This is a genomic window from Parasutterella secunda (assembly GCF_016901835.1).
In the GTDB taxonomy this organism is placed as follows: domain Bacteria; phylum Pseudomonadota; class Gammaproteobacteria; order Burkholderiales; family Burkholderiaceae_F; genus Aphodousia; species Aphodousia faecavium.
Window position 1 is genome coordinate 76963 of the sequence record NZ_JACJKX010000005.1, and the last position, 25506, is coordinate 102468.

A 25506-nucleotide genomic window follows, 5' to 3' on the forward strand; every position below is an offset into this window, starting at 1 on the left:
GCTTACTTTTCAACTTTCAATGACAGACCCACGCGGGCAATGTCGGCTGCTTGAAGCTGCTTCATAACATTGACCACCTGTTCATACTGCACCACTTTATCGGCGGCAATGACAACAGGAATGTCAGCATTGCCTTCCTGGGCTTTTTTCACGGTAGCAATTAACCCCGGCATGTCTACGGCCAGAAGTTCTTTGCCTTTTCTCACAGACATGGCGCCGGTCGGGTGAACGATCACTTCGACGATGGCTTCTGGCGCTTTTTCAGCTTTTTTCACGCTCGGCAAATTCACCAGTGACGGGTTCACAAACGGAGCGGCCACCATCAAAATGACCACGAGCACGAGCATCACGTCGATATAGGGAACGACGTTAATTTCGGCCATCAGACGGCGAGAGGAGCGGCGTGATGAACGCAAACCTTCCATGATCAGCCTCTTTGACGCTGAAGGATGTTTTGGAACTCTTCAGCAAAACTTTCGTAACGGTTTGATAAGCGTTCCACGTCGTTGGCAAAACGGTTATAGGCCGCTACTGCCGGAATGGCGGCAAACAAACCGATAGCGGTGGCAACAAGTGCTTCGGCAATACCGGGAGCCACGGTCGCAAGGGAAGCGTTATCAAGCGCAGACAGACCTGTAAAGGCATTCATGATGCCCCAAACGGTGCCGAACAAACCGATGTACGGCGAGACCGAACCGATGGAAGCCAAGGTCGGTAAGCCGCTCTCAAGATTGTCCATTTCACGTTGATAAGTGGCTCGCATGGCGCGGCGCACACCGTCCAAGGCTTCGGCTGAACCTCGGGTGGAGAGTTTCAAAAATTCGGTCATGCCGGAGGCAAAAATTCTTTCTTGCGTGCCCGAATGTTCCCGGTGATTTTGAGCATGCTCATAGAGCTTATTGAGCTCAGCCCCGCTCCAGAAGCGGCTTTCAAAGTCTTCACTTAAACGTTTGGCTTGTTTGAGTTGGAAGAATTTCTGAAAGATTCGAGTCCAACTGACCAAAGACAGGATAATCAAAATGGCCAAAACAGCCTGCACCACCACGCTGGCGTGTGTGAGCAAGGACAGAATTGACATATCGGCACTGGCGTTCATAAAAATCCTTTTTTATTTTGATTGCGGGCAATCAACGGTCAACAATCGTTCAATAGTGTCAAAAATGGGCGACGGAATCGCCGTGGGCAAACCCTTGGTCGGATCAATGCAAACAACTCGCACTTGCGCTGCAGCCATCAAAGTATCACCTTTGAAAGCGCGTTGATCGAACACAAAACTGGCTCGCCTTAAAGTGTTCAGTGTCGTGCGGATTTGCAGTTCATCGTCGAGCTTCGCAGGACGCTTGAACTGTATGGACAAATCCGATACCACGAAAGCACACGTTTTCATTTCCAACAGGTCACGCTGGCTCCAGCCTAAGCTGCGAAGAAACTCCGTGCGTGCCCGTTCGAAAAATTTGAGATAGTTGGCGTGATAAACCACGCCGCCCGCGTCGGTGTCTTCAAAGTAGACACGGGCATCCCATAAAAATTCTTTAGAAACAAGGTTAGGCATTATAACAGGTTGTTTTTGTTAAAAAAGTGACGAAGTTTGTCCGGCAGACCCCGGCATTTCAAAACCGAAATGGCGATATGCCAACATGGTGGCCACACGCCCCCGAGGGGTACGTTGCAAGTGTCCCTGTTGGATTAAGTAGGGCTCGACGACATCTTCGAGGGTTTCTCGGTCTTCACCCACTGCGGCTGCCAAGTTATCAATACCGACCGGACCGCCGTTGAATTTTTCAATAATCGCCAGAAGGAACTTTCGGTCAATGAGGTCAAAACCCAGGGGATCCACGTCAAGCATCTGAAGGGCTTTATCGGCCACCTCCCGAGTGACAATGCCGTCATACTTGACTTGAGCGTAGTCACGGACTCGGCGAAGAAGACGGTTGGCAATACGAGGGGTGCCGCGGCTGCGGCGGGCTACTTCAAAGGCCCCTTCATCATCAATTTTTACATTTAAAAGTTTGGCGCTTCGTCTGACGATCTTTGCGAGATCTTCGTTGCTGTAGAACTGAAGCTGAGCCACGATACCGAAGCGTGCCCGAAGAGGATTGGTGAGCATCCCCGCACGGGTGGTGGCGCCGATCAGAGTAAACGGTTTCAAATCGAGCTTGATCGAGCGCGCAGCAGGTCCTTCACCGATCATGATGTCAATTTGAAAATCTTCCAGCGCCGGGTAAAGGATTTCTTCAACAACAGGAGATAAACGATGAATTTCGTCGATAAACAACACATCGTTTTCCTGAAGGTTGGTCAAAATGGCGGCTAAGTCTCCGGGGCGCTCCAACACAGGGCCCGATGTTTGGCGAAGATTAACCCCCATTTCATTGGCCACAATGTGAGCAAGTGTCGTTTTACCCAATCCCGGAGGACCGAAAACCAACAAGTGGTCCAACGCTTCGTGGCGGGATTTGGCCGCTTTAATGAAAACAGAGAGCTGCTCACAAGCCTTGGGTTGACCGACGTAGTCAGCCAAACGCACCGGGCGCAGCGCACGATCCACACTTTCTTCGTTCGGAGAAGTCGATTGTGCAGTGACAATTCTTTCGACAGTTTGCATAAACACTCACTCTCACATATTTTGTAAGGCCATTCGAATGCCGTCGGAGACCGAGATGTCTTCAGGCAATTTCTTAACAGCCAGATTAGCTTCCCGTTCACTGTAGCCCAAACCGATCAAGGCATTGATGATATCAGCGGTATTGGAGTTGGTAGCCGAGGGTGTCACACCGGATAAGGTTGCCGTGAGTTTGTCTTTAAGTTCCAGAATCAGGCGCTCGGCTGTTTTTTTACCGATACCGGGCACGCGGGTCAAAAGAGAGGCCTGTTGCAGAGCAACAGCGTTGACCAAATCAGCTACGGACATGCCCGAAAGAATCGACAGAGCCGTACGCGCACCGATTCCCGAGACCTTTAAAAGTTGACGGAAAGTTTCCCGTTCTTCAGCGGTGAGAAAACCGTAGAGCAGTTGTGCATCTTCACGGACAACCATATGCGTGAGAAGCGTGACCTCAGAGCCGAGAGCAGGGAGGTTATAAAAGGTTGACATCGGGACATCGACTTCGTAGCCCACTCCATGCACATCAACGAGAATATGCGGGGGATTGCTTTCAACCAATTGTCCTTTAATACGTCCGATCATTTTATTCTTTCCTAGATAGTCCTAAATGCACTTCCCAAGCTGCGCGGTTCTTGGCGCCCGAATGGCGTCTGGCGTGTCCGGCACTGGTTTTAGGAGCCTTCATCGCCCCCATCATCCTGAAAGATTGGGCCGCACAGACCGCACAGGCCAGGGCATCAGCAGCGTCGGCCTGAATTTTTTCAGGCAGCCCCAGCATATGCGACATCATGGCCTGAACCTGGGCTTTAGTGGCTCGGCCTGTGCCAACTGTCGCCTGCTTGATTTCTGTCGGCGTAAATTCATTGACCAGAAGATCTTCATTAGCGAGCGCAGTTAATGCGGCTCCTCTTGCCTGGCCGAGCAAAAGCGTTGTGTACGGATTCATGTTCACAAACACTTTTTCACACGCAGCAAAACTGGGCGTTGTTTCGCGGGCAATTTTTCCGACTTCGTTAAAAATAAAGCGCAGTCTTTCGGCCAACTCGCCTTTGGGAACGTTGATGACGCCGGCGGTGACAAATTTGAGTTCACTGCCTGTGACGTCAATCACACCGAACCCCGTGTGGTTAAGACCGGGGTCCACGCCCATGATTCGAACCCGATCGCTCACGATCTAGTGCCTGCCGAAATTACCGAAACCGCCCAAGCCCCCTAAGCCGCCTCCGAATTTGCTCAAGCCGCCTAAGGCTCGCATCATTTTACCCAGACCGCCTTTTTGCATCGTACGCATCATGGCTTGGGTTTGTTCAAATTGCTTGAGTAACTTGTTGACTTCCTGCACCGGAACGCCGGCACCGGCGGCAATGCGCCGCTTGCGGCTTGCCTTGATGATGTCCGGATGCGTGCGTTCAAAAGGTGTCATCGAATTGATGATGCCCTCAGTGCGAGCAATGGCTTTTTGAGCGTCTTCGTCATTGATTTTGGAAGCTGCCTCGGCAAATTGGGAAGGCAGTTTTTCCATCAGGCCTGAGAAGCTACCCATGTTTTTCATCTGTGCCAATTGGGCTTTAAAGTCGTTTAAGTCGAACTTGCTCCCTGACTTCATCTTTTGAGCCAGTTTTTGCGTTTGTTCGACATCAACGGCTTTTTGAACTTCTTTGACTAAAGCGACAATGTCGCCCATGCCGAGAATGCGGCTCGCCATACCCTCGGGGTTAAAGGGTTCAAGGCCGTCAATTTTTTCAGAGACACCGACAAACTTGATGGGCTTACCCGTTGTGTATGCAACGGATAACGCCGCACCGCCTCGGCTGTCGCCGTCAAGCTTGGTGAGGATGACGCCCGTCAATGAAAGCCTTTCATTGAAAGCTTGAGCGGCTTGTACGGCGGTTTGACCGAGCATGGCATCGGCCACGAACATCGTTTCCGACGGTTTTAAGTCATCGTGCAACTCGGCCACTTCATTCATCATGGCTTCATCGATTGAGAGGCGACCTGCCGTATCGACAATGAGCACATCGTAGAAGTAGCGCTTGGCATGAGCAAGCGCATCGCGCGCAATGGCCAAGGGCTTCAACGAGGCATCCATCGGGAAGTTGTCCGCACCGGCTTGCTCGGTAATGACCTTTAATTGATCGGCAGCGGCCGGACGGTAAACGTCGGTGGAGACGGTCAGAACTTTTTTCTTTCTGTCTGCAACAAGGTAGCGGGCCAACTTACCGGCCGAGGTCGTTTTACCGGCACCCTGTAAGCCAGCGAGCAGAATGATCGCAGGCGGCTGAGTAGCCAGATTCAATTCTTTTTCTTTTTCCGAGAGGCTGCCGCCGATGATGTTGGTCAATTCCTTCTGAACAATGCCCACTAAGGCTTGACCGGGGTTCAAATTGCCGATCACCTCTTCGTTCATGGCTTTGGCCTTGATGCGAGCAATCAGTTCGCGCACCACAGGCAGGGCAACGTCAGCTTCAAGCAGCGCGATTCGCACCTCTCGGAGCATCTCCTTGGTATTTTCTTCGGTCAGGCGGGCCTGACCACGCATGGTTTTGATGACGCGCGAGAGGCGTTGGCTTAACGTATTGAGCATTTCGTTTCAAATAATTGGAAATAAGTGCACAACAATGACGGCCCGATCCCTTACAATGAGACACTGTCAAAAACACATATCAGCGACAATGTCGGATAGGTGAGCTCGTCAAATGGATTTAAACATCATATTGTACGGTGTTGCGTCAATTTTTTATCTGCTTGTGGGCGGAAAAATTGTCAGCACGTTTAAAAAACGCGGTGATCAGGCCCCCATGTGGTCATTGCCGGTGATTGCGGCGGCCGTTGTGGCGCATTTCTGGGTTTTGCAGTCCAATATTTTCTGTGCACCTGAAACCATTTTGGTCACGTTCGGTAACTCCGTCTCGGCCATGTGCTTTTTCAGTACGCTCATTCTCTTTTTCGGTGCCCTTTATTCACGTGTGCACGCACTCTACGGCATCATTTTGATAGTAGCTGGATTCGGGATTTGGAGCCCGTTGCTTTTTCCGTCCGAGGCTCAGCCCATCGTCGGTTCAACCTTCGGCTTCAGACTGCATATTGCTTTCGGCCTGCTCGCTTACAGCTTTATGTTGATGAGTGTGGTTCAGGCTGTTCTGATGGGGATTCTGGACTCTCGTCTGAAAAGCCACGCTGCTCTCGATGAGCCCGAAGGAATTGTTGCCTCCATGCCGAACCTGATGACCATGGAGAAAATCCTCTTTCGAGTGATTCTGGCTTGCTGGGTGGTTTTGTCTTTAACCATTCTGACGGGAATGGTTTCTACGGCTCATTACTTTGATGCAATCCTTGCGTTTGACCACAAAACTGTTTTGACGATCTTAAGTTGGACGGTCTTCGGTATTTTGCTTCTGGGGCGCAAGCTTTTGGGCTGGCGAAGCAAAAAGGCGCTCACCATTTTCTGGATTGCCGTGGCGCTTCAGGTCATTGCTTTCTTCGCTTACCGTTTTGTACTGGATGTACTTCAATAAGGTGGCGATATGCTGAGTAAACTGATTTTCTTTATTTTGCTGGGGTTGCTGCTGTTTGTTCTTTGGCAGAAAAAGCGTGTTGCTCGAATTCGACGCGAAGAACCTGTCAAAAAGGTTCCCGAAGCAAAGAAAATGGTTCAGTGTCCGATCTGTGGCGTGCATTTTGCGGAAGTGGACGGGGTCTGGTACAACGGGAAGATGTATTGCAGCGGGCAATGTGCAGATAAAGCAAAGGCCCGCTCATGATCACGATTGATTCTGACGGTTGGATTAAAGGGGACGGAGTGCAGAGCATTCCGAGCCCTTTTTTTGATGAGCGTGAGGGTACCCGCCCCACTGATTTAGTGGTAATTCATAACATCTCATTGCCTGCCGGCGTTTTTGGCTTGGGTTACGTTCAGGCTCTTTTTAAAGGAGAGCTTTTAGAGACGGAAATTGCCGGATTTGAGTCTTTGCGGGGATTAAAAGTCTCGTCTCATTTTTTCATCGATCGAGCCGGTCGCATCACGCAATTTGTCAGTACAAAAAAGCGAGCCTGGCACGCAGGCGTTTCAACTTTTCAGGGAATGAGTCGTTGCAATGACTTTTCCATCGGTATTGAAATGGAAGGGTCGGACTTTGTCGCGTTTGCTCTTAAGCAGTACGATGCGTTAGAAAATCTTTTACGAGCGCTGGTTGCAGCAGAGCCGCAATTGGCTTATATCACCGGTCACAGTGACATTGCCCCGGGCCGAAAGACTGATCCGGGTCCTTATTTTGATTGGGCAAGGGCGCTGCGAAACCCCGAGTTGGCAAAAAAGCTAAAATATTCGACTACACAATTATTTGAAAAAGAACCATGTTAGCCAGTTTCATTGCCTTTATTTTCAATATGGTGACGACCTTTGTCGGTTGCCTGTTGATTCTGCGCACCTATATTTTCTATCAACGTCTTTCTATTTTTGACCCGGTGGCTCGCCTGGCTTGGTTCGGTACCAATTGGCTGGTAATACCGGTTTCGCGTCTGGTCAGACCGGGAAGACGTTGGGAGTGGGCCTCGGTTGTATCGGCTTTTGTGATGGCTGCCGTTGTGGCGGTTGTCACCCGCCAGGTCACTGGCTTACCGCTTAGCTGGCTGGGAGTACCCGTCTGTGCGGTCTTTTTGTTACTTCGCTGGGTGCTGGAGTTGGTGTTGTGGGGCACGATTATTTACGTGCTTTTATCCTGGCTGCAACCCTCTTCGCCTGCCTACGGTATGGTTTGGCGCCTGATGAATCCGATTTTAGGGCCGATTTCCGAGCGCATGCCGCGCTTGGGCGGTTTTGACCTTTCACCGATCGTGATTTTCCTCATCGTTAACGCCCTTTTATATTGGGTGACACCGCTCTCTCAAGGCTACTTTGTTAGCGCCTGGTTCTGACGAGTCTAAAGCGAAATCTCTTTATTGAATGCGCGTCTGAAAAGGCGCGCAATTTCATTTGTGTTCGCGCAATACCCTTGTGCTTGAGGATGTTGGGCTTTTATGGCGCCCATTAAAGATGCCAGGCGCATGGTATCGTCCCAATCAAGGCTCAGACTCAGGGCTCGCAAGAGTCCTCCTCTGAAAGCATCTCCGCATCCGACAGGATAAATCGGTCCTTGCACGGGCAAAGCGTCAAAGTGAAAAGAATCGCCGTTTGTGAAAAGTGTTGCGCCTTGAGCTCCCTCAGTCATGATGAGTGCACGAAGACGGGAGGCGACAGCTCTTTGAGACAGACCGGTTTTATGACTGAGAACGTCCCACTCATAAGCTGAAAGCGTCACGATATCGACATGCTCAATAAACCATTCGATGTCCTCGCCTGTGACATAGGCACTGGCTTGCCCCATGTCCCAGATTACGGGAGTGTTGTGTGAGTTGAGATACCGGGTATGAGCCTTCATTACCCGAGTGTCGGTCGGCGTGATGATACCGAAGTCAAGCTTTTCATCTTCAGCGGGGAGCGCCTGATCGGCAAAGGCCATAGCGCCCTCGTGAAAAGCCGTCATTTGGTTGCCAAGGCTATCTGTGGTGATGAAGGCCTGAGGGGTAAACGCCTCATTAATCACTTTGATGGCATCGGTACGAATACCAAGCTCTTTAAGATGATTGAAGTATTCTGCCGAGTCTTTTCCGACTGCTGTGACAATGAGCGGTTCGCCCCCTGCGGCTTTAAGGCCGTAGGCAATATTGGCCGCGCAGCCGCCGAAATTTTTGCTCATGACAGGCGTCTGGAAAGTCAAATTAATTTTCTCAAGACTGCCTTCAAGAAGGTGATCGGCAAATACACCGTTGAAACTCAGAATAGTGTCATAGGCAACGGAGCCGGAAATAAAAATACTCATGGTAAAAAAATCCCGCTTACCACAAGTAAACGGGAGAGAAAAAATTAAAGAATACGTTCAATTTCAACAGCAAGTGTTGCCGGATCACCGTCGGTCATATCAAAAGCGATGGATACGGTTTGTGAAGCTTGAGGAGCAATCGTTTGATTGACATCCGTGAGGTATTCACTCGGATTGATCCGGCGACGGGTGATGATGTCTTCTTTTTCACCTTTGAGTACAACCGTTAAGATCGGAAAGGCTTGGGCGCTGTCGGTGTTGTTTTTCAGTTCAACGGAGATCGCATACCGATTGCCTTCAACTTGATTGAGTTGATGAGAAAGGATAGAAACCGGGGCGGTCTCGGCAGCAGTAGCAGCTCCTTGATCTGCTGAGGGCTGACTTTCCGTTGCCTCATTCTTAACAGGGGCATCAAGAGGCGTGAGTGTTCGGCGCGGTTCACACGTGATGTTTTCACACAGTAAATTAAAAAGCGGCTCAGCCTGCGGAATTTTATTTAATACGGCATTTTGATTAGAAGCGAGCAGTTTGACAGCGATGCCGATCACGGCTACGAGCGCAATAATCACCCAAAGCCACGTCTTGGAAGAGAATTTCTTTTCGTTTTCTTCCTGCTCTTCATCGTCCGTTTCATAAGCGGCGCTGTCACTGTTGTTTTCACTCGTCGCAGCAGAGGGAGCCGGATGACTGATGACCTTAATGTTGGAGCCGCCGTTGATGATATCCAATCTTTCGGGGCCGTTACGCACTTCACTTCGGATACCGACTAATCCTTGATTATCATCGACGGAGTCAAAGCCTTTTAACTGGTCGGCCAAAGATTTCATGCTGGCAATACCTTGGCGCTCGACTTCGGCTTCACGTTCAATGCGGTTTAAACTGCCTTCGAGGTCAATGGATTTATACAAATGTTCACGAGCATTGAAAACATTCTGACAAAAGCCGCAACGAACCTTACCGCTTTTGGCCTGAAGAACATTTTCGGTGATTTTGAAAGCCTGCTGGCAAGCCGGGCAACGAGTGATATAAACCGTCATAGCTACACAAGAAAAAAATTATTTGGACTACACCATTAACGACGAATCATCATACTGATTTTGTGCACGAAGTGTGTCCTTTGAGAAAACTTTTTCAACGAAGGAAATACAAGAATTCAGTCTGCAAAAGAAAACGGCCACCGCATCAAGCAATGGCCGCCTTCTACGGATTCGATATTGCTATTGTTTTTGACCGGCGATACAAACCCATCCTTCACTTTCTTTCCATACGGAAAGCTTCACAGAAGGATCGTGTTCTTTGTAAACATCCATGACTTCTTGGGCCTGACGAGCCAAAACACCGGAGAGCACCAAGTGGCCTTGGGGCTTGACGCGAGCCAAGAGGGCAGGGGCCAACAGCTTGAGTGGATTAGACAAAATATTGGCCACCACAATATCAAATGTCCCTTCGGGCATATCCTTCGGTAAAACGAAAGTAGCGGGCGCATCGTTAGCCTTGGCATTGTCGACAGCGGCTTCGACAGCCTGAGGATCAATGTCCGTGCCCAAGACCTCGCCGGCTCCGACTTTCTTGGCGGCAATAGCGAGGATACCCGTGCCACAGCCGTAGTCCAAAACACTTTCACCGGCCTTGACGTTGGCATCAAGCCACTGCAGGCAAAGATGAGTGGTTGGGTGACTGCCCGTGCCGAAAGCAACGCCCGGATCTAAGCGGATGTTGATGGCGGTGTCGCCTGCGGGCGGCTCGTGCCAGGTCGGCACAATCCACAAACGGTCGGAAACTCGAACCGGCTGGAATTGAGCTTGAGTGATGCGTACCCAGTCCGCATCTTCAACCTGTTCATCGCTCACAAGCTTCGGTTCCTCAATTCCTAATCCCTTAACGGCAATGGCCATATCGAGATCGAAATCGAAGTCATCGTTAACCAGAACTTTCAGGTATGAGTTCTTCCAAGCAAGTTTGGTAGGCTCAAGTCCCGGTTCACCGTAAAGCGGTTGTTCATCAGGCGTATCGGCGTCTGCGTCTTCAATAGAAACAGATAAAGCGCCGGCATCCATCAGGGCATCGCCCAGTACTTCCGCGGCCCGGTCATTCACTAATAAAGTAATCTCACGCATCTTAGAGGCTGTCCTCGTGGGTGGTGCGTTGTTTTTGAAGGTCCTTAAGCCGTTCTTCCAGATAGTGGATGGAGGCGCCGCCTTGGCGGAATTTCTCATCCATCATCAATTCACGGTGTAAGGGCAAGTTCGTCTTAATTCCGGTGACGACCATTTCCGACAAAGCGATCTTCATACGAGCAATGGCCGTTTCGCGGTCATCGCCGTAAGCGATGAGCTTACCGATCATGGAGTCGTAGTAAGGCGGCACAAAGTAGCCGGAATACACGTGGCTGTCAAAGCGAATGCCGGGACCGCCGGGGGTGTGCCAGGCTGTGACTCGTCCGGGGCTCGGAACAAACGTGAAAGGATCTTCAGCGTTGATACGGCATTCGATGGCATGGCCGCGAATTTGAATATCACGTTGCTTGTATTGCAAACGTTCGCCGTAAGCCACTCGGATTTGTTCACGAACGAGGTCAACACCTGTGATAAGTTCGGTTACAGGGTGTTCCACTTGAATACGGGTGTTCATTTCAATGAAATAGAACTGCTCGTTTTCATAGAGGAATTCAAAAGTACCTGCGCCGCGGTAACCGATGCGTTTGCAGGCTTCAACACAGCGTTCGCCTACTTTTTCAATCAGTTTGCGGGGAATGCCCGGAGCGGGAGCTTCTTCGAGTACCTTTTGGTTGCGGCGCTGCATGGAGCAGTCGCGTTCACCTAAATAGATGGCATTGTGGAAATTGTCCGCGAGCACCTGAATTTCAATGTGACGCGGGTTTTCAAGGAATTTTTCCATGTAAACCGTCGGATTGCCGAAAGCGGCCTGTGCTTCCTGACGGGTCATGGATACCGCATTGATCAAAGCAGCTTCGGTGCGCACCACACGCATACCGCGACCGCCGCCGCCACCGGATGCTTTAATAATGACGGGATAGCCGATCTTGCGGGCAATCTGGATGATTTCATCAGGATCGTCAGGCAGTGCACCGTCAGAGCCCGGAACGACAGGAACACCGGCTTCGATCATGGCCTTCTTGGCCGAGACTTTATCGCCCATGATGCGGATCGAATCCGGGCGAGGGCCGATGAAGGCAAAACCTGAGCGTTCAACTCTTTCGGCAAAGTCAGCATTTTCAGACAAAAAGCCGTAACCCGGGTGGATGGCTTCTGCATCGGTGACTTCTGCGGCGCTGATGATGGCAGGAATATTTAAGTAGCTGTCAACAGAGGGAGCCGGTCCGATGCAGACAGACTCGTCTGCCAAGCGGACATACTTGGCATCCACGTCAGCCGTGGAGTGCACCACCACCGTCTTGATATTCATTTCACGGCAAGCTCTTTGAATGCGCAGAGCGATCTCACCGCGGTTGGCGATTAAGATTTTTCCGAACATAGTCTTTAGCCGATGATAAAGAGGGGTTGACCGAATTCGACAGGTTGAGCGTTTTCAACACAAATTTCTTTAATCGTGCCGGAGGTTTCCGCTTCAATTTCGTTCAAAAGCTTCATGGCTTCAATGATGCCCAAGGTCTGACCGGCTTCGACGTGATCGCCTACCTTCACAAAGGGTTCGGCACCCGGATTCGGAGCACGGTAGAACGTACCCACCATCGGAGAGGTCACGGTTGTGCCTTGCACAACGGGTTCAGCAGCCGCTTCCGGTTGGGCAGGGGCGGCAGCGGGGGCAGCAGCCGGAGCTGCGGCGACAACCGGGGCAACAGCGGGAGCCGCAACAGCCACGGTTTGGACTTTGTTGACAATACGCACTTTATCGTTTTCTTCGGTGACCTCCAGCTCAGAGATACCGCTTTCGGCTACTAAGTCGATCAACGTTTTCAGTTTGCGTAAATCCATTTCACAGACCTCATATAAATGTAATGCTCCGACGTCATCTCTTTCAGGGAAGCAATAATTGGACTCGTCGGGCTAATAAAACAGTATTTAAACTGCATTTTCATGCTTTTTTCGCTAAAAGTCTAGTAATTTCGTTTAATTTTTCGATTTTTCTCTATTTTTCGATCACCCATTTATGGTAGTCCTGACGTATTCGACTATTCGGACGGTGTGAATCTGTGTTAAAGAAAATCGTGAGAATTGACGGGAAATAACGACAAGTTTGCTGCATTGTCCATCGGTGTGCTGATATTTTGGGCATGTTGCATAATATTTAAGCAGTGATGGCTTCTCGCAGATTTGTTGAGCTACCGATATTAATACAGGCGACAATAGAAGCGACAAGGACGATCAGTTTCCGAGTACCGTTTTGTTGTTTGTCATTGAAGATATTTCAGTATATGTTCAAAAAAAATCGATAAAATACTCAAGTTTTTCAATGGTTTTGGGCTTTTCTTATGCATATTCACATTTTGGGTATCTGCGGAACATTTATGGGTGGGGTGGCACAGTTGGCTCGTGCAGCCGGTCACCGAGTGACCGGGTGTGACGCCAATGTTTATCCGCCGATGAGTGATCAGTTGGTGGCTGCCGGTATTGATTTGATCGAAGGGTTTGATCCCGCGCAGACTGCTCTTAAACCTGATTTATATGTCATCGGTAATGCCATTTCCCGAGGTAATCCCCTTTTGGAGAAAATCCTCAACGATCAGCTTCCTTATACATCAGGTCCGCAGTGGCTCGGAGAAACCCTGCTGCGCTCGCATCATGTCCTGGCTGTGGCAGGCACTCATGGAAAAACCACCACCAGTTCACTTCTGACGTGGATTTTGCAAGCTTGCGGAAAAAATCCCGGCTTTTTGATCGGAGGGGTCCCTGCTAATTTCGGTCATTCAGCCAGACTCACTGACTCTCGCTATTTTGTTATCGAAGCCGATGAGTACGACACCTGCTTTTTTGATAAACGCTCAAAATTTGTGCACTACCGACCCAAAACTGCCGTTTTAAATAACCTTGAATACGATCACGCAGATATCTTCCCGGATTTGCACGCCATTGAAACGCAGTTTCACCACTTGGTGCGAACCATGGCGCAGAATGCCCGAGTGGTGGTTAACGGACAATGCGAAGCTTTAGGGCGGGTACTTGACCGGGGACTTTACAGCGAATGCGTTTACTTTAATGATCAGCGTGGATGGCATTTGGAAGGGAAAGAACTCTTTTATAAAGATAAGTCTTTCGGTGAGCTCAAGTTGGCCCTGCCCGGTCATCACAACCTTTTAAATGCCAGTGCGGCCGTGGCTGCCGCTACTCATATCGGTATTGAGCCACAAGACGCGATTGAATCGTTGAAGACTTTCCAAGGCGTCAAACGTCGTATGGAGGTTAAGGGTGAGGTAAACGGTGTCACAGTCATCGATGACTTTGCTCACCACCCGACCGCTATTTACGAAACCATCGCGGCCTTGCGCAGCAAAATGGGAGATAGTGGGAAAATTATCGCGGTGCTTGAGCCCAGAAGTAACACCATGAAAATGGGTACGATGAAAGATCGTTTGCCCGGCAGTTTAAAAGAGGCCGATCAAGTGGTTTGTTACGCCGACCCGAAGCTCGGTTGGGATGCCGAACAAGCTTTGGCTCCCTTGGGCGAAAAGCTTCATGTACTTCACAGCATTGATGAGACGGCCGTTGTGGCTTCACGCTTGGCTGCTCCCGGTGACAGCATACTCGTGATGAGTAACGGTGGATTCGGAGGCATTCACTGGAAAATCCTAGGTCTTCTGAAAAAAGGTGCTTGACATGGTTTTAATGTACCTGCATGGGTTTCGCTCGACCCCCTTTAGTAAAAAAGGACAGATCATGCGTGAGGCGTTTTCAGAAAAACTCACGTTTGAAGCGCCTGATTTGAATGTTGGACCGAAAGAGGCTCAGAAGATTTTGATTGAGGCTACCCAAAACCTGGATCCTTCACAATTGTGTTTGGTGGGATCAAGCTTAGGGGGCTTTTATGCAACGTGGCTTGCCGAAAGAATCAGCTGCAGAGCCGTGCTTTTGAATCCGGCAACAGAACCTTGGTGTGTGATCAATGATTATTTAGGTGTGCAAACGATTGCCAACACCGATCGCACGATTGAGGTTCTGCCTGAGTTTGCCCAACAGGCGCGACAGATGAATTGCGAGCGCATTCATCCTGAACGGTATTTGGTTTTTTTGTCCACCGCTGATGAAGTGTTGGATTGGAAAAAAGCACAGAAAAAATACGCTGATTGCCCTCAAATTCTTTTGCCCGGCAATACACATGAAATCAATCATTTTGAACAGTGTTTGCCGGAAATTGAAAAATTCTTGGTTGAAACCCCTCGATAAAGGCTCATTGAAATGGAACACTCTTTTGTTTCTGCCTTGTTGCTGATGTTTTTGATGGCAGATCCTTTGGGAAATATCCCGATTTTTATTTCTTCGTTGAAGTCCGTTCCTGAGAACAGGCGCTCGATGGTGGTGATCCGTGAGTGCTTTATTGCAGCGGTCATTTTGTGTATTTTCGCTTTCGGCGGCAAAGCGTTTTTGGATTCGTTGGGACTGAGTCAGGCGGCTCTTTCCATCGGCGGTGGATTGATTGTGCTCTTGATGGCGATCCGAATGGTCTTTCCTTCCAAGGAAGGTGTATTTGGAGAAGCGCCGGGCGGAGAGCCTTTTATTGTGCCCCTTGCTGTGCCCGCTATTGCCGGGCCCTCAACACTTGCTACCATTCTTCTTTTGGTCGGCAGCGACCCCACACGAATCACCGAGTGGCTTCTTATTGTCGTGTTAACGTGCGCCATCAGTGCCGCTATTTTGGTATTTGCCGAAAGAGTGCAAAAGTTGGTCGGAGAAAGAACGACAGCCGCTTTTGAACGTCTCATGGGTTTGATTTTGGCTACAATGGCCGTCCAAATGTTTTTAACCGGTATTACTCAATTTATCCAGACAACGCTGAAAGGGGCGATTTGATGTATCTCTTTTTTGAAGAAGACGGCACCTTTAAGGTCGGCACCGTTTTATCGCAGACGGGCAGTGCCTATCAGGTGGAACTTGTGACAGGACGCCGCACGAAGGTCAAAGGCGGTCACGTCTTTTTTGAGTTTGAGTCGCCCGCGGCCTCCGAAGTGATGGCTAAAGCCGAGCAAACGGCAGCAGAGATGGATCCGCAGTTTCTTTGGGAAGTGGCACCGGACGGAGAGTTCCGTTTTGAATCTCTTGCAGGAGACTATTTCGGAGAAGAGGCTGGCGTTATTGAACGCATCGCAACGTTGCTGACGCTTCATGGTCATCCGGTTTATTTTCACCGAAAAGGTCGCGGCAATTACCGCAAGGCCCCTGAGGAAATTTTGAAAGCCGCCCTTGCTGCGGTTGAGAAAAAACGTCTGGCAGAAGAGCAGAAAAAGGCCTGGGTTCGGCAGATGGTCGATGAAATGACCGTGCCTAAAGAAATTGCTTCTCAAGCGATCACCCTTTTGGTTTCACCTGATAAAAACAGCAATATCTGGAAAGCGCTCTCGGATGCGGCAAGCGAATCTCGTATGACGCCTCTGAGACTTCTTTTGTCGCTAGGAGCAATCGGTTCGGCCTATCGCTGGCACGTAGACAGTTTTTATGCTCAGTACTTCCCGAAGGGAAAGGGCTTTTCTGCCGATCTGAGTTTACCTTCAGAGAACGGTTGGGAAGATTTGCCGATTGCCAATGTAAAGGCTTTTTCGATCGATGACTCCTCAACTACGGAAATTGACGATGCAACAAGCGTGGAGCATGTAAGCGACAAGCTTCTTCGTATCGGCATTCATATCGCTGCTCCGGGCCTTGGAATTGAGCGTGACAGCGACATCGATCGGGTTGCGCGTAGCAGATTATCTACGGTTTATGCGCCCGGCATCAAAACGACCATGTTGCCCGAAAGCTGGATTAAGGAATTCTCCCTTGATGAGGGGCGAGCCGTGCCGTGCCTGTCGCTTTACGCACTCGTGGATAAAGACACGCTCGAAGTCAGTGCCACCGAAACGCACTTGGAACGAATCCGTGTTGCAAGCAACATCCGATACGATCAGATTGAAGACGAATTTTCCGAAGAAAAACTTTTAGCAGGCACTGTTAATCATCCCTTTGCCGAAGAAATTACCTGGTTGTGGAAGTTTGCCAAAAAATGTCTGGCTGACCGCGAGGCCGTACGAGGTAAGCCTGAAATCCTCGGTCGAGTGGAATGGAGCTTTGATCTTGAAGGCGAAGACGAGAACGCGATCATTCATCTGAAATCCCGTCGCCGGGGTTCGCCCTTGGACTTGGCCGTAGGCGAATTGATGATTTTTGCCAATACGGTTTGGGGCGGCTGGCTCGAGGAAATGAATGTTGCAGGTATCTACCGCTCTCAAAGCATGGGTCGCGTAAAAATGAGCACTACGCCGGGGCCCCACGATGGAATGGGAGTGGCTCAGTATGCTTGGAGTACGTCGCCCTTGCGCCGGTATGTTGACCTTGTCAATCAACGTCAATTAATCAGTGCGGCGCTCGATCGCACGCCGAGCTATCGTCCCAGTGACACCGATCTTTTTACGATCGTTTCCAATTTCACGTTAACGTACGGTGCTTATTCAGAGTTCCAACGCAAGATGGAGCGCTACTGGAGCTTGCGCTGGATTGAGCAAGAAGGACTCAAGACCATCGAGGCCGTTGTTGTCAAGGGCGAATTAATTCGCATCGAAGGCTTGCCTTTCATGCAAAGAATGCCCGGATTGCCCGAGTTGCCGAGGGGGCAGAAGATCCTGCTCGATATTTTGGGCGTCGATTATGTTGATGTGCTCCTGGAGGCTAGACTCAAAGAAGTGCTCGATGAAACCGACGAAGAGGCTCTTGAAGACGAGGACGCGGTTGAAGAGGTCTCAGCTGAATCTGAAGCAGCTCAAGGCACTGAAAAAGACGAAAATTCTTAAAAGCAATCAGGGAAACTCCTCCTATATCAATAGCCTAAATAGTTCGCTTTAGGCATACACTAGCAGAGGCATTTGGCCAAAAAACGATTAGAGGAGTTTACTTATGATCCTTCGAAAAACTCTCATGGCTGCATCTGTTGCAGCTCTTATGTTGGGGACGGCAATGTCTGCTCAAGCTTGTTTTACTGTTATTGTCGGTAAGGATGCTTCTTCAACCGGTGAAATTCTCATCGGTCACAACGAAGATAACGATCGTCGTATTTTGATGAGCCAGTACTGGGTGCCGGCAGCAACGCACAAAAAAGGAACGTTGATTGAGTACGAACCGACGGCAGCTAAGATTCCTCAAGTGTCTAAGACTCTGGGTTATTGGTGGACTCAAACGTTGGCTCCGGAAGGCTACAGCTTCTCGGACGGTTTCTTCAATGAAGCGGGCGTTTTGATCACGTCCAATAACTGCGGCGACACGATCGAGAAGGATCAGAAGGTGAAAAACGGCGGTATCGGTTACGGTATTCGTCGTATCACGGCAGAACGCGCTCACACGGCTCGCGAAGCTGTGCAGATTGCGATCGAGTTAGTTGAAAAGTATGGCTACACGCACCAAGGCCGCACTTATACTTTTGCTGACCACAATGAAGCTTGGCAAATGGCCATCCTGCGCGGACACCGCTATCTTGCCCGCAAGGTTAAAGACAACGAAGTCGCGTTCCTTGCCAACTCCTACTCGTTGACGAATGTGGATCTCAATGACAAGGAAAATGTCATTGCTTCTCCGGACTTAGTGGAACACGCCATCAAGATGGGTACTTACAAACCCGCTAAGGCTGGTGACTACTCTGACTTCAACTTCCGCGAAGCCTATCAACCCGATCGCCGTCGTGCGGCCGATTGGAATAAGCAACGTGTACAAACCTTCATGAAGATCATGACGGGTGAACACATTGAAGACCACAATGCGATTCCGCAGTCCATTATTCCGAAAGAAAAGGTCACGCCCTGGGATGTGCAAAAGATTATGCGTGCTCAGTCCGATCAGGTTGATCGCTCTGTGACCGGTTGGCATCTCTATGACTTGCGCGACATCGGCAATATTGACACGCACGACAGCGTAGTCTTCAAACTCACGAAGAATCCGCTTCTGACGGTTTCCTGGAGAAGCAACGCACGTCCGTATGAAACACCGTTTGTGCCTTCCTTCCCGCTTGCAAAACCTGCAGCTGCTCAAGCCTTTATGAGCCCGGCAGTAGGCACGCGTGCACAATTCCATGCCACGCCCGAGCAGATGAGCTTCTCGTTGGATAAGAACGTGTTCACGTTTGTCTTGGCACAACAATTCCTTGATTGGATGCCGGATGCTCGCGAAGACGTCATTGACGACATCGAGGACTATGAAGAACGCAAGGCTGAAGAATTGGGTGCGATTGAAGCCCGTGCTCAATCCCTGGCTGCGATCGACCCCGATCGTGCAGTTGAATTCATGCACAACTTCAATGTGCTCAATTACAACGAAGCATTGGGCGCCGCCTCCAAGATCCTGCAAAAGGTCAATCGACAGGACATCGTGATCATGAAGGATACGTTGAGCCTGTCGGATGAAAAGGGAACGGTGGATGTGGTGCTTCTGTCTCAAAAGGGTTTTGATGCAACTAAGCTTGATCAATCCGTCACTGAATTCGGCTCAGCTTGGTCTGACGGCGAAGACGAACTCAATCGTCAACGTGCCAAACCCGTTAAGGTGGTCTTCAAAGACGTTGATGGCGACGGTTTGAAAGACGCCGTGATTACGTTCCCTGTGAAGGGCGCTGTTGCAACGACCTTTAAGGACGTTAAGACCGAACTCGTTCTCTTCACCAAAGTTGACGGAGAACCGATTGCCGCTTTTGATACCGTGAAAATTGTCAAATAAGCGACTGAAAGTTTGATCTAACTGTCCGTATGTAGACAACGCCGCCTCGAGAAAAAATTCCCGAGGCGGTGTTGTGAGGAGAACCGTGATGAACAAAATGCTTTTGGTGGTTGATCCTCAAGTAGACTTCATTTCCGGAACGTTAGCGGTAGAAAAAGCAGAAGAAAAAATGCTTGAACTCGCCCGTTATGTTCGGCAAAAGGATGGAGACTATAGACTCAAAGTCGTGACCATGGATTGGCATCCATACGGTCATTGTTCTTTCCAAGATAACGGTGGTCAATGGCCCAGACATTGTGTTCAAAACACAGCAGGTGCTGCGATTTTTGGACCACTTTTTGAAGCTCTTTTCCAAACAAGTGGAAAGGTCGTATGCCTGTACAAAGGCGATAAAGAAGAGCTTGAAGAGTATTCCATTTTTAAGAATGAAAGTTCGGCTCAACAACTGAATCGTCTGATTCAAGATTTCGACATTGAAAAGATTGAAATTTGCGGCATTGCCGGCGATATTTGTGTGCTTAATACGTTGCACGACGGTGTTGAAAAGTATGGTACGGAAATGTTTAAAGTACTCGTCGGGTTTTGCCCGTCATTAGACGGAGGAGTCGCGATCAGTCAGGCGGCCTGTCATTGCTCAAAATAACTGACTTTTGCAGCAAACTATGAAATTTCGGTGAAATTTGGCCCTGTTTGGTTGAAATATGGGGGAGTATTCTCGACTCAGTGGTACAATCCCAAGGCTTTAGTATTTTTCACTTGATGGTGATTGACGATGAATGACGGGGTGCCTCGATGGCTGAACAAGCACGAGACATGGAAAACAAAACGGTTGGCTCGGCAGCAGTGGCTGCTCAACCGTCTGCTTCGGCTCGCGAGCCTGAACTCGCAAGTCGCGCCCTCGCTCGCATTCAAAAATGCATAGAAAAGGCTGAGGATCAGCGCCATCGAATCAGCGCAAGCGGCGCACTCACCAACGAACAAGAAGCTGAAATCCGAGACAGCTTCAATATCCAGATTAAGGCAGAAATCGCCAAGATTCTTGCGCCCCTTCATCCTGCCGATATTGCCTATATTCTTGAAGCCCTTCCGACCGATGATCGTCTGTTAGTTTGGGACTTGGTCCGCAATAACCAAGACGGCGATGTGTTGGTGGAAGTCAATGACGGCGTTCGTGAAACCTTGATTGACGCCATGGATCGCGAAGAACTCGTCGATGCCATGGAAACATTGGACACGGACGAGATCGCTGACTTGGTCGAAGACCTGCCGCCTGATGTGGTGGCAGAAGTTCAAGAAGGCTTGACCACCAAAGAGCGCGCACAGTTGCGCGCGGCCATGAGCTACCCGGAAGAGACCGTGGGTGCGCGCATGGATTTCGAATTTGTCTCCGTTCGGGAAGAATGGTCGCTTGAAACGGTGTTTCGCTATCTGAGAGGTTTTGAAGAACTGCCCGAATTGACCGATATGGTCTTTGTGGTTGATCGCAATCAGAAATTGAAAGGGGCTTTGCCTGTTTCAAAGATTGTCATCAGTGATCCGGAGCGAAGCGTTCGCGAATTGATGAAAAGCGACGTGCTCACACTGAATCCTTTGGATGAAGCCACCGATGCGGCACAGGCCTTTGAACGTTATGACCTGGTCAGTGCTCCGGTCGTGGATGAAACCGGACGCTTGGTGGGGCGCCTTACCGTCGACGAAGTGATGGACGTGATTCGTGAAAGTAGCGACGAAGACGCTTACGCAGCCGTCGGTTTGAGCGATGAGCAAGACTTGTTCGGAAGCGTTTGGGAAGCTGCCAAGAGCCGTTGGATTTGGTTGGGCGTGAACCTTTGCACAGCTTTTGTTGCCTCGCGCGTGATCAGCTGCTTTGAAGGAACGATTTCTCGGGTGGTTGCTTTGGCAGCGCTTCTGCCTATTGCAGCCAATATTGCCGGCAATACCGGTAATCAGACGTTAACGCTTTTGGTTCGTTCTATTGCCATGGGGCAGGTCACCGACAGCAACACCATTGATCTCTTTAAAAAAGAATTATGTGTGGCTATCATCAACGGCCTGATGTGGGGAGCAGTCGCAGGTCTGGGCGCTTGGCTTTTGTATTATGACTCCGCTTTTGGAATGAAGTTGGGGCTCGTGATGTTTCTTGCCATGATGCTTAACATCATTGTGGGGGCTCTTGTGGGTTTAATTGTTCCTCTCACTTTGAAAAAGCTCGACAAAGACCCGGCTATGGGCAGTTCCGTACTCCTGACCTTTATCACTGATAGCGGCGGCTTTTTAATCTTCCTGGGGCTTGCAGGCCTGTTCTTCTAACGAAAATCGCCCGCCAGGCTTTGCGCAACAGCCAGAGCAGCTAATCCTGCGGTTTCTGTTCTTAATACTCGCGGTCCGAGAAGGGTCGAATCATAGCCCAGTTGTTGGGCCAGTGTTATTTCCTCTTCGCTAAATCCTCCCTCGGGGCCCACAGCAAACGTGACGCTATGAACATTCTCAAGGGAAAAAGTTTTGTGAGCCGAGGGCGCTAAAATCAGATTTTTTTCGCTTTTGTGTTCGGTCAAAGCAGACTCAAGCTTACCGCAGAAAAACACTTCGGGAATCAGTCCTCTGCCACATTGTTCACAAGCACTGATTACGGTATTTTTCCATTGAAGCAGACGCTTTTGAAGACGTTTTTCGTCCAGTTTTGTGACACTGCGCTCGCTCGGCGCGATAACAATCTTCACGACGCCGAGTTCGGTGGCTTTTTCGAGAATCCAATCCAACTTTTCCTGAGAGACCAAAGACTGAATCAGCACCGTGTGTAAGGGACTTTCCGTCTCACTTTGGGTCACTGAATCAATATGTGCTTCGGTTCGATCTGAGAAAAAATGCAACACTGCATGGGCTTCGATTCCTTTACCGTTAAATAAGTGAGCGCAGTCACCGTCTCGCATACGAAGCACGCGTGAAGCATGGTGAGCCGGCTTTTCAGGTAAAACCAGAACGCTATCGGGTTTGAATTCAGAGTCAACGTAAAATCGTGGAGCCATTTTATGCGGTGAAGACAAAAGTTAAGATTTTTTGTTTTGCGTTAATCGTGTTTTTATCGGACTTTTTGTTTTTTTATGGGTAGTGCCGGACACAGGTTGAGAAAATAAATTTTCGTTTGAGGCAGTTTTCGCATACATCTTCGTGTAGGGACGAGAGATTGCCCGAAGAAGAAACGATTTACCCGCATAAAGAGCGAATAAACTTCTGAACCATTGCATAACCATGTCGTTGTCGGTTCTTTCGTGCCAAATGAGCCTTGTATGGTAGGTAAATTTTTCACTATCGGTAAAGGGCAAAATCTCGATGTCTGCACCATAGAGTTCTTTAAACAAGAAGGCGGTGTCATCGGGCAGGAAAGCCGTAAAGTCCGAATGAATCAGAAAGTTGGGCACTGACGTGAAGTAAGGCGTACTGCAGGCGATTTCCTGTTTGAATTCGTCATCAAACGTCGTCTCGTCCATCGTGTACGTTCTTTTAGCCACATCCAGGCAGTTTGAAACAATCACTTTTCGATATTTGGCAATTTCAGAGGCAGGAACTGAACCGTGCTCTTTATAGTACTGAACAAGCGGATGCCAACGTCTGACGCAGAGTACAAAGTGGTTTGGATAAAGTAAAAACTGACGGATTTTGCCGCGCACTTCTTCGGTTGTAGGCAAAATGGCCACATCCAGCCGGTTGTCCTCCAGTTTGTCAAAAATTCGAGAGTCTAGATACTGAAATTCCAACGTGCAATCGGGGGCGATTTTATAAAAATTCTCAATAAATTCAGTCAGCACAGTGTGGATGGCATTATCGACCACACCGAGTCGAAACGTTCTTTTTAAGCGCTGTGGAGAGAACTCCTCCGGATCGATGAGTTGCCCCAGTTTTTGCAAAATATCTTTGACCTGAGGGTAAAGCTCATTGGCCTTTGCTGAAGGCAAGAACAGGGGATTGGATCGAATAAACAGGGTGTCGTCAAACGTTGTCCGGAGTTTTTTGAGTGTACGTGAAGCCGCCGGCACCGTCAGATGCATGCAGTTAGCAACTTCCGTGATGGATCGAAGTTCGTATAAACGAAGAAAAAACTCCAATTCCGGAAACGACAGAGAACAGATTTTCGTTTTTTGGTAACTGCTTATTGTCACAGCTCGAAATTGTCTGGGTTTAAGTCAGAATTTTTAAATTCACAGCCTCATTTTACACTGAGAAACAGCTCTAAAGCGCAGTTTTAATGGATCTCCGCTTAGTAGCTCAAGCTTTTTGTTCTCGTGTTTCGCGAGCCTTTTCTTGTCTTTGGAGGACAGTCTTTATGTTTAAAAAATCGCTTATCGCCGGCGCTATTGTGACAGCGACTTTTGCCTTTGCCTCGTCGGCTTTTGCTATCGGCGGTGCTTCCGGTCCCAAGGTTACCTATCCGGTTAAGGGGAAGTTGGGTGCGGTCATTATGAATCCTTACAAGATCGCTCCCCTGACTGCTGTGATCCGTAACGGCGGCTATGTGGTGACCGATGTTTCTGTTCGCATCGTGCCGAAAGAAAACGGTCAAGAGATTGCCTACAAAGTCAGCGATAAGCAAGTCCGCACGCACGGCGGTATTCCGGTCTTCGGTCTTTATCCCGACTATGTCAACTCTGTGGAAGTTTCTTACACGCGTACCAATCACGGTAAGAGCGAACGCGTAGAAAAAGAAGTCTACAAGATCTACGCTCAGCCCTTCTCTCTTGAACAACCGGGTTCTGCCGTCGGACCGCTCTTTAAGGCGACCGTTAAGAAATTGGATCCGGAATTTAAGGACCGCTTGATTCTCATTAACAACTTGGCTGCTGATCCGGCTGCCAACGCTTCTCGAGTGGTTTGGAATAACCCGATGGGCGGCGCTCTTGAATGGAACTACGGTGCACAAAACGCCATCATCGATACCACGGGTGAAATTCGTTGGTACATGGATCCGGATGCCATTTACGATGCGACCAATATCTACAAGGCCGGCATCATGATGGGCTTCAGACAGAATGAAGACGGTGCACTCTCCTGGGGCTATGGTCAGCGCTATGCCAAGTATGACTTGATGGGTCGCGAAATCTTCAATCGTCGTTTGCCCGACGGCTATAACGATTTTTCTCACGCCATGGATGCCATGCAAAACGGCAACTTCCTGTTGCGTGTTGCTTCCTCTGATGTATTGCGCGGTGACGGTAAACACGTTCGCACCGTCCGTGACGTGATCATTGAAGTCAGTCCCACGGGTGAAGTGGTTGACGAGTGGCGCCTCTTCGACATTCTCGATCCGTATCGTGACGATGTGTTGAAGGTGCTTGACCAAGGCGCCGTGTGCCTCAATATTGACGCGAGCCAAGCCGGTAAGACTTTAAGCGCTGAAGACCTTGCCAAGATGGACGAATCCGACCGCTTCGGCGATATCGTGGGTTCCGGCCCGGGCCGCAACTGGGCTCACATCAATTCCGTTGACTATGACCCGACCGATGACTCCATCATCATTTCCTCTCGTCACCAATCGGCTGTGATCAAGATCGGTCGCGACAAGAAGGTGAAGTGGATCATGGGTTCTCCGCAAGGTTGGAAGGGCGACTTCGCCAAGAAAGTGCTCACACCGGTTGATAAGAACGGCAAGAAGATCAAGTGTGAAAACAGCAAGTGCGAAGGCACGTTCGATTGGACCTGGACGCAGCATACCGGTTGGCGTATTGACTCCAAGTCTGACAAGAATGTCTTCTATCTGAGCGTGTTCGACAACGGTGATGCCCGCGGCATGGAACAACCTGCTATTCCGTCCATGAAGTACAGCCGTGCCGTGGTCTACAAGATTGACCAAAAGAAGATGACTGTTCAACAGGTTTGGGAATACGGCAAGGAACGCGGTCATGAATGGTACAGCCCGGTGACCTCTTTGACCGAATACCACAAGGATAAGGATTCCATCTTTGTGTATTCCGCCACAGCCGGTGCCACGTATAACCTGCAAAGCGGTGCATTTGAATCGGCTCCGAATCCCTTCATTGAAGAATTCAAGTGGGGTGCCAAGGAACCGTCTCTTGAAATTCAATTGCACAACGTTTCAGGCTACCAGGCTATGCCGATTGATGTAAACAAGGCTTTTAACACGAAGTAATCGTCATCAAACCGAAGGGGCGGGGATGGGTATCTT

Annotated in this window: 26 protein-coding genes; 12 read left to right on the top strand and 14 right to left on the bottom strand. The window is 49.6% G+C overall.

Features of this window, described 5'->3' with window-relative positions:
* Positions 1 to 2: 2 nt before the first annotated feature.
* Genes H5985_RS04010 through ffh form a run of 7 tightly spaced genes read right to left on the bottom strand, consistent with a single transcriptional unit; the run spans position 3 to position 5189 of the window.
* Positions 3 to 425 (bottom strand): biopolymer transporter ExbD, encoded by a 423-nt coding sequence (locus H5985_RS04010; RefSeq protein WP_205050027.1) that lies wholly within the window; start codon positions 423 to 425, stop codon positions 3 to 5.
* A 2-nt stretch (positions 426 to 427) separates the two neighbouring features.
* Positions 428 to 1096, bottom strand: coding sequence for a protein TolQ (gene tolQ / locus H5985_RS04015; RefSeq protein WP_205050028.1), 669 nt, complete (start codon positions 1094 to 1096; stop codon positions 428 to 430).
* Between the two features lie 12 nt (positions 1097 to 1108).
* A complete protein-coding gene (gene ybgC / locus H5985_RS04020) occupies positions 1109 to 1552 on the bottom strand; it encodes a tol-pal system-associated acyl-CoA thioesterase (RefSeq protein ID WP_205050029.1) in 444 nt (147 codons plus the stop codon).
* Positions 1553 to 1570: 18 nt separating this feature from the next.
* Positions 1571 to 2605 (bottom strand): Holliday junction branch migration DNA helicase RuvB, encoded by a 1035-nt coding sequence (ruvB, locus tag H5985_RS04025; RefSeq protein ID WP_205050030.1) that lies wholly within the window; start codon positions 2603 to 2605, stop codon positions 1571 to 1573.
* A gap of 12 nt (positions 2606 to 2617) precedes the next feature.
* A complete protein-coding gene (gene ruvA, locus H5985_RS04030; protein ID WP_205050031.1) occupies positions 2618 to 3187 on the bottom strand; it encodes a Holliday junction branch migration protein RuvA in 570 nt (189 codons plus the stop codon).
* A 1-nt stretch (position 3188) separates the two neighbouring features.
* Entirely contained in the window at positions 3189 to 3776 is a 588-nt protein-coding gene (ruvC, locus tag H5985_RS04035; protein WP_205050032.1) for a crossover junction endodeoxyribonuclease RuvC, read from the bottom strand.
* A gap of 3 nt (positions 3777 to 3779) precedes the next feature.
* Positions 3780 to 5189: a signal recognition particle protein gene (ffh, locus tag H5985_RS04040; protein WP_205050033.1), complete on the bottom strand. Its 1410-nt coding sequence runs from the start codon at positions 5187 to 5189 to the stop codon at positions 3780 to 3782.
* A gap of 112 nt (positions 5190 to 5301) precedes the next feature.
* Here ffh and H5985_RS04045 point away from each other — a divergent pair, with 112 nt between their 5' ends.
* Genes H5985_RS04045 through H5985_RS04060 form a run of 4 tightly spaced genes read left to right on the top strand, consistent with a single transcriptional unit; the run spans position 5302 to position 7519 of the window.
* Entirely contained in the window at positions 5302 to 6120 is an 819-nt protein-coding gene (locus tag H5985_RS04045; RefSeq protein ID WP_205050034.1) for a cytochrome C assembly family protein, read from the top strand.
* A 9-nt stretch (positions 6121 to 6129) separates the two neighbouring features.
* Positions 6130 to 6366, top strand: coding sequence for a PP0621 family protein (locus tag H5985_RS04050; protein ID WP_205050035.1), 237 nt, complete (start codon positions 6130 to 6132; stop codon positions 6364 to 6366).
* Entirely contained in the window at positions 6363 to 6965 is a 603-nt protein-coding gene (ampD, locus tag H5985_RS04055; protein ID WP_205050036.1) for a 1,6-anhydro-N-acetylmuramyl-L-alanine amidase AmpD, read from the top strand. The genes H5985_RS04050 and ampD overlap by 4 nt, the downstream gene beginning before the upstream one ends.
* Positions 6959 to 7519 (top strand): YggT family protein, encoded by a 561-nt coding sequence (locus tag H5985_RS04060; RefSeq protein ID WP_205050037.1) that lies wholly within the window; start codon positions 6959 to 6961, stop codon positions 7517 to 7519. Before ampD ends, H5985_RS04060 begins: the two co-directional genes overlap by 7 nt.
* Positions 7520 to 7524: 5 nt before the next feature.
* Here the strand turns inward: H5985_RS04060 and H5985_RS04065 are convergent, their stop codons facing one another.
* The 5 genes from H5985_RS04065 to accB form a co-directional block, all read right to left on the bottom strand.
* The gene (locus H5985_RS04065; RefSeq protein WP_205050038.1) at positions 7525 to 8463 is read right to left on the bottom strand and encodes a carbohydrate kinase family protein; all 939 of its coding nucleotides are present in this window, start codon (positions 8461 to 8463) and stop codon (positions 7525 to 7527) included.
* Positions 8464 to 8507: 44 nt separating this feature from the next.
* Complete coding sequence (locus H5985_RS04070; RefSeq protein ID WP_205050039.1) at positions 8508 to 9500, bottom strand: zinc-ribbon and DUF3426 domain-containing protein; 993 nt, start codon at positions 9498 to 9500, stop codon at positions 8508 to 8510.
* Between the two features lie 180 nt (positions 9501 to 9680).
* Positions 9681 to 10580 (bottom strand): 50S ribosomal protein L11 methyltransferase, encoded by a 900-nt coding sequence (prmA, locus tag H5985_RS04075; protein WP_205050040.1) that lies wholly within the window; start codon positions 10578 to 10580, stop codon positions 9681 to 9683.
* Position 10581: 1 nt separating this feature from the next.
* A complete protein-coding gene (accC, locus tag H5985_RS04080; protein ID WP_205050041.1) occupies positions 10582 to 11958 on the bottom strand; it encodes an acetyl-CoA carboxylase biotin carboxylase subunit in 1377 nt (458 codons plus the stop codon).
* Positions 11959 to 11963: 5 nt separating this feature from the next.
* Positions 11964 to 12419: an acetyl-CoA carboxylase biotin carboxyl carrier protein gene (accB, locus tag H5985_RS04085; protein ID WP_205050042.1), complete on the bottom strand. Its 456-nt coding sequence runs from the start codon at positions 12417 to 12419 to the stop codon at positions 11964 to 11966.
* A gap of 497 nt (positions 12420 to 12916) precedes the next feature.
* Between accB and mpl the strand changes: the two genes are divergently transcribed.
* The 7 genes from mpl to mgtE all read left to right on the top strand — a co-directional run bounded on the left by mpl (position 12917) and on the right by mgtE (position 21638).
* The gene (mpl, locus tag H5985_RS04090) at positions 12917 to 14257 is read left to right on the top strand and encodes a UDP-N-acetylmuramate:L-alanyl-gamma-D-glutamyl-meso-diaminopimelate ligase (RefSeq protein ID WP_205050043.1); all 1341 of its coding nucleotides are present in this window, start codon (positions 12917 to 12919) and stop codon (positions 14255 to 14257) included.
* Positions 14258 to 14267: 10 nt separating this feature from the next.
* Positions 14268 to 14825 (top strand): YqiA/YcfP family alpha/beta fold hydrolase, encoded by a 558-nt coding sequence (locus H5985_RS04095; RefSeq protein WP_275096240.1) that lies wholly within the window; start codon positions 14268 to 14270, stop codon positions 14823 to 14825.
* Between the two features lie 12 nt (positions 14826 to 14837).
* Entirely contained in the window at positions 14838 to 15449 is a 612-nt protein-coding gene (locus H5985_RS04100; RefSeq protein WP_205050045.1) for a MarC family protein, read from the top strand.
* Positions 15449 to 17419: a ribonuclease catalytic domain-containing protein gene (locus H5985_RS04105; protein WP_205050046.1), complete on the top strand. Its 1971-nt coding sequence runs from the start codon at positions 15449 to 15451 to the stop codon at positions 17417 to 17419. The genes H5985_RS04100 and H5985_RS04105 overlap by 1 nt, the downstream gene beginning before the upstream one ends.
* Before the next feature lie 103 nt (positions 17420 to 17522).
* A complete protein-coding gene (locus tag H5985_RS04110; RefSeq protein WP_205050047.1) occupies positions 17523 to 19328 on the top strand; it encodes a C69 family dipeptidase in 1806 nt (601 codons plus the stop codon).
* A gap of 88 nt (positions 19329 to 19416) precedes the next feature.
* A complete protein-coding gene (locus H5985_RS04115; RefSeq protein WP_205050048.1) occupies positions 19417 to 19971 on the top strand; it encodes an isochorismatase family protein in 555 nt (184 codons plus the stop codon).
* Positions 19972 to 20120: 149 nt separating this feature from the next.
* Positions 20121 to 21638: a magnesium transporter gene (mgtE, locus tag H5985_RS04120; RefSeq protein WP_420892572.1), complete on the top strand. Its 1518-nt coding sequence runs from the start codon at positions 20121 to 20123 to the stop codon at positions 21636 to 21638.
* Here the strand turns inward: mgtE and H5985_RS04125 are convergent.
* Complete coding sequence (locus H5985_RS04125) at positions 21635 to 22354, bottom strand: 16S rRNA (uracil(1498)-N(3))-methyltransferase (RefSeq protein WP_205050049.1); 720 nt, start codon at positions 22352 to 22354, stop codon at positions 21635 to 21637. The two genes, mgtE and H5985_RS04125, sit on opposite strands and share 4 nt — an antisense overlap.
* A 21-nt stretch (positions 22355 to 22375) precedes the next feature.
* Complete coding sequence (locus tag H5985_RS04130; RefSeq protein ID WP_338124954.1) at positions 22376 to 23485, bottom strand: LysR family transcriptional regulator; 1110 nt, start codon at positions 23483 to 23485, stop codon at positions 22376 to 22378.
* A gap of 164 nt (positions 23486 to 23649) precedes the next feature.
* Here H5985_RS04130 and H5985_RS04135 point away from each other — a divergent pair, with 164 nt between their 5' ends.
* Positions 23650 to 25470, top strand: a complete 1821-nt coding sequence (locus tag H5985_RS04135; protein WP_205050051.1) for an aryl-sulfate sulfotransferase — start codon at positions 23650 to 23652, stop codon at positions 25468 to 25470.
* Positions 25471 to 25506: the final 36 nt, after the last annotated feature.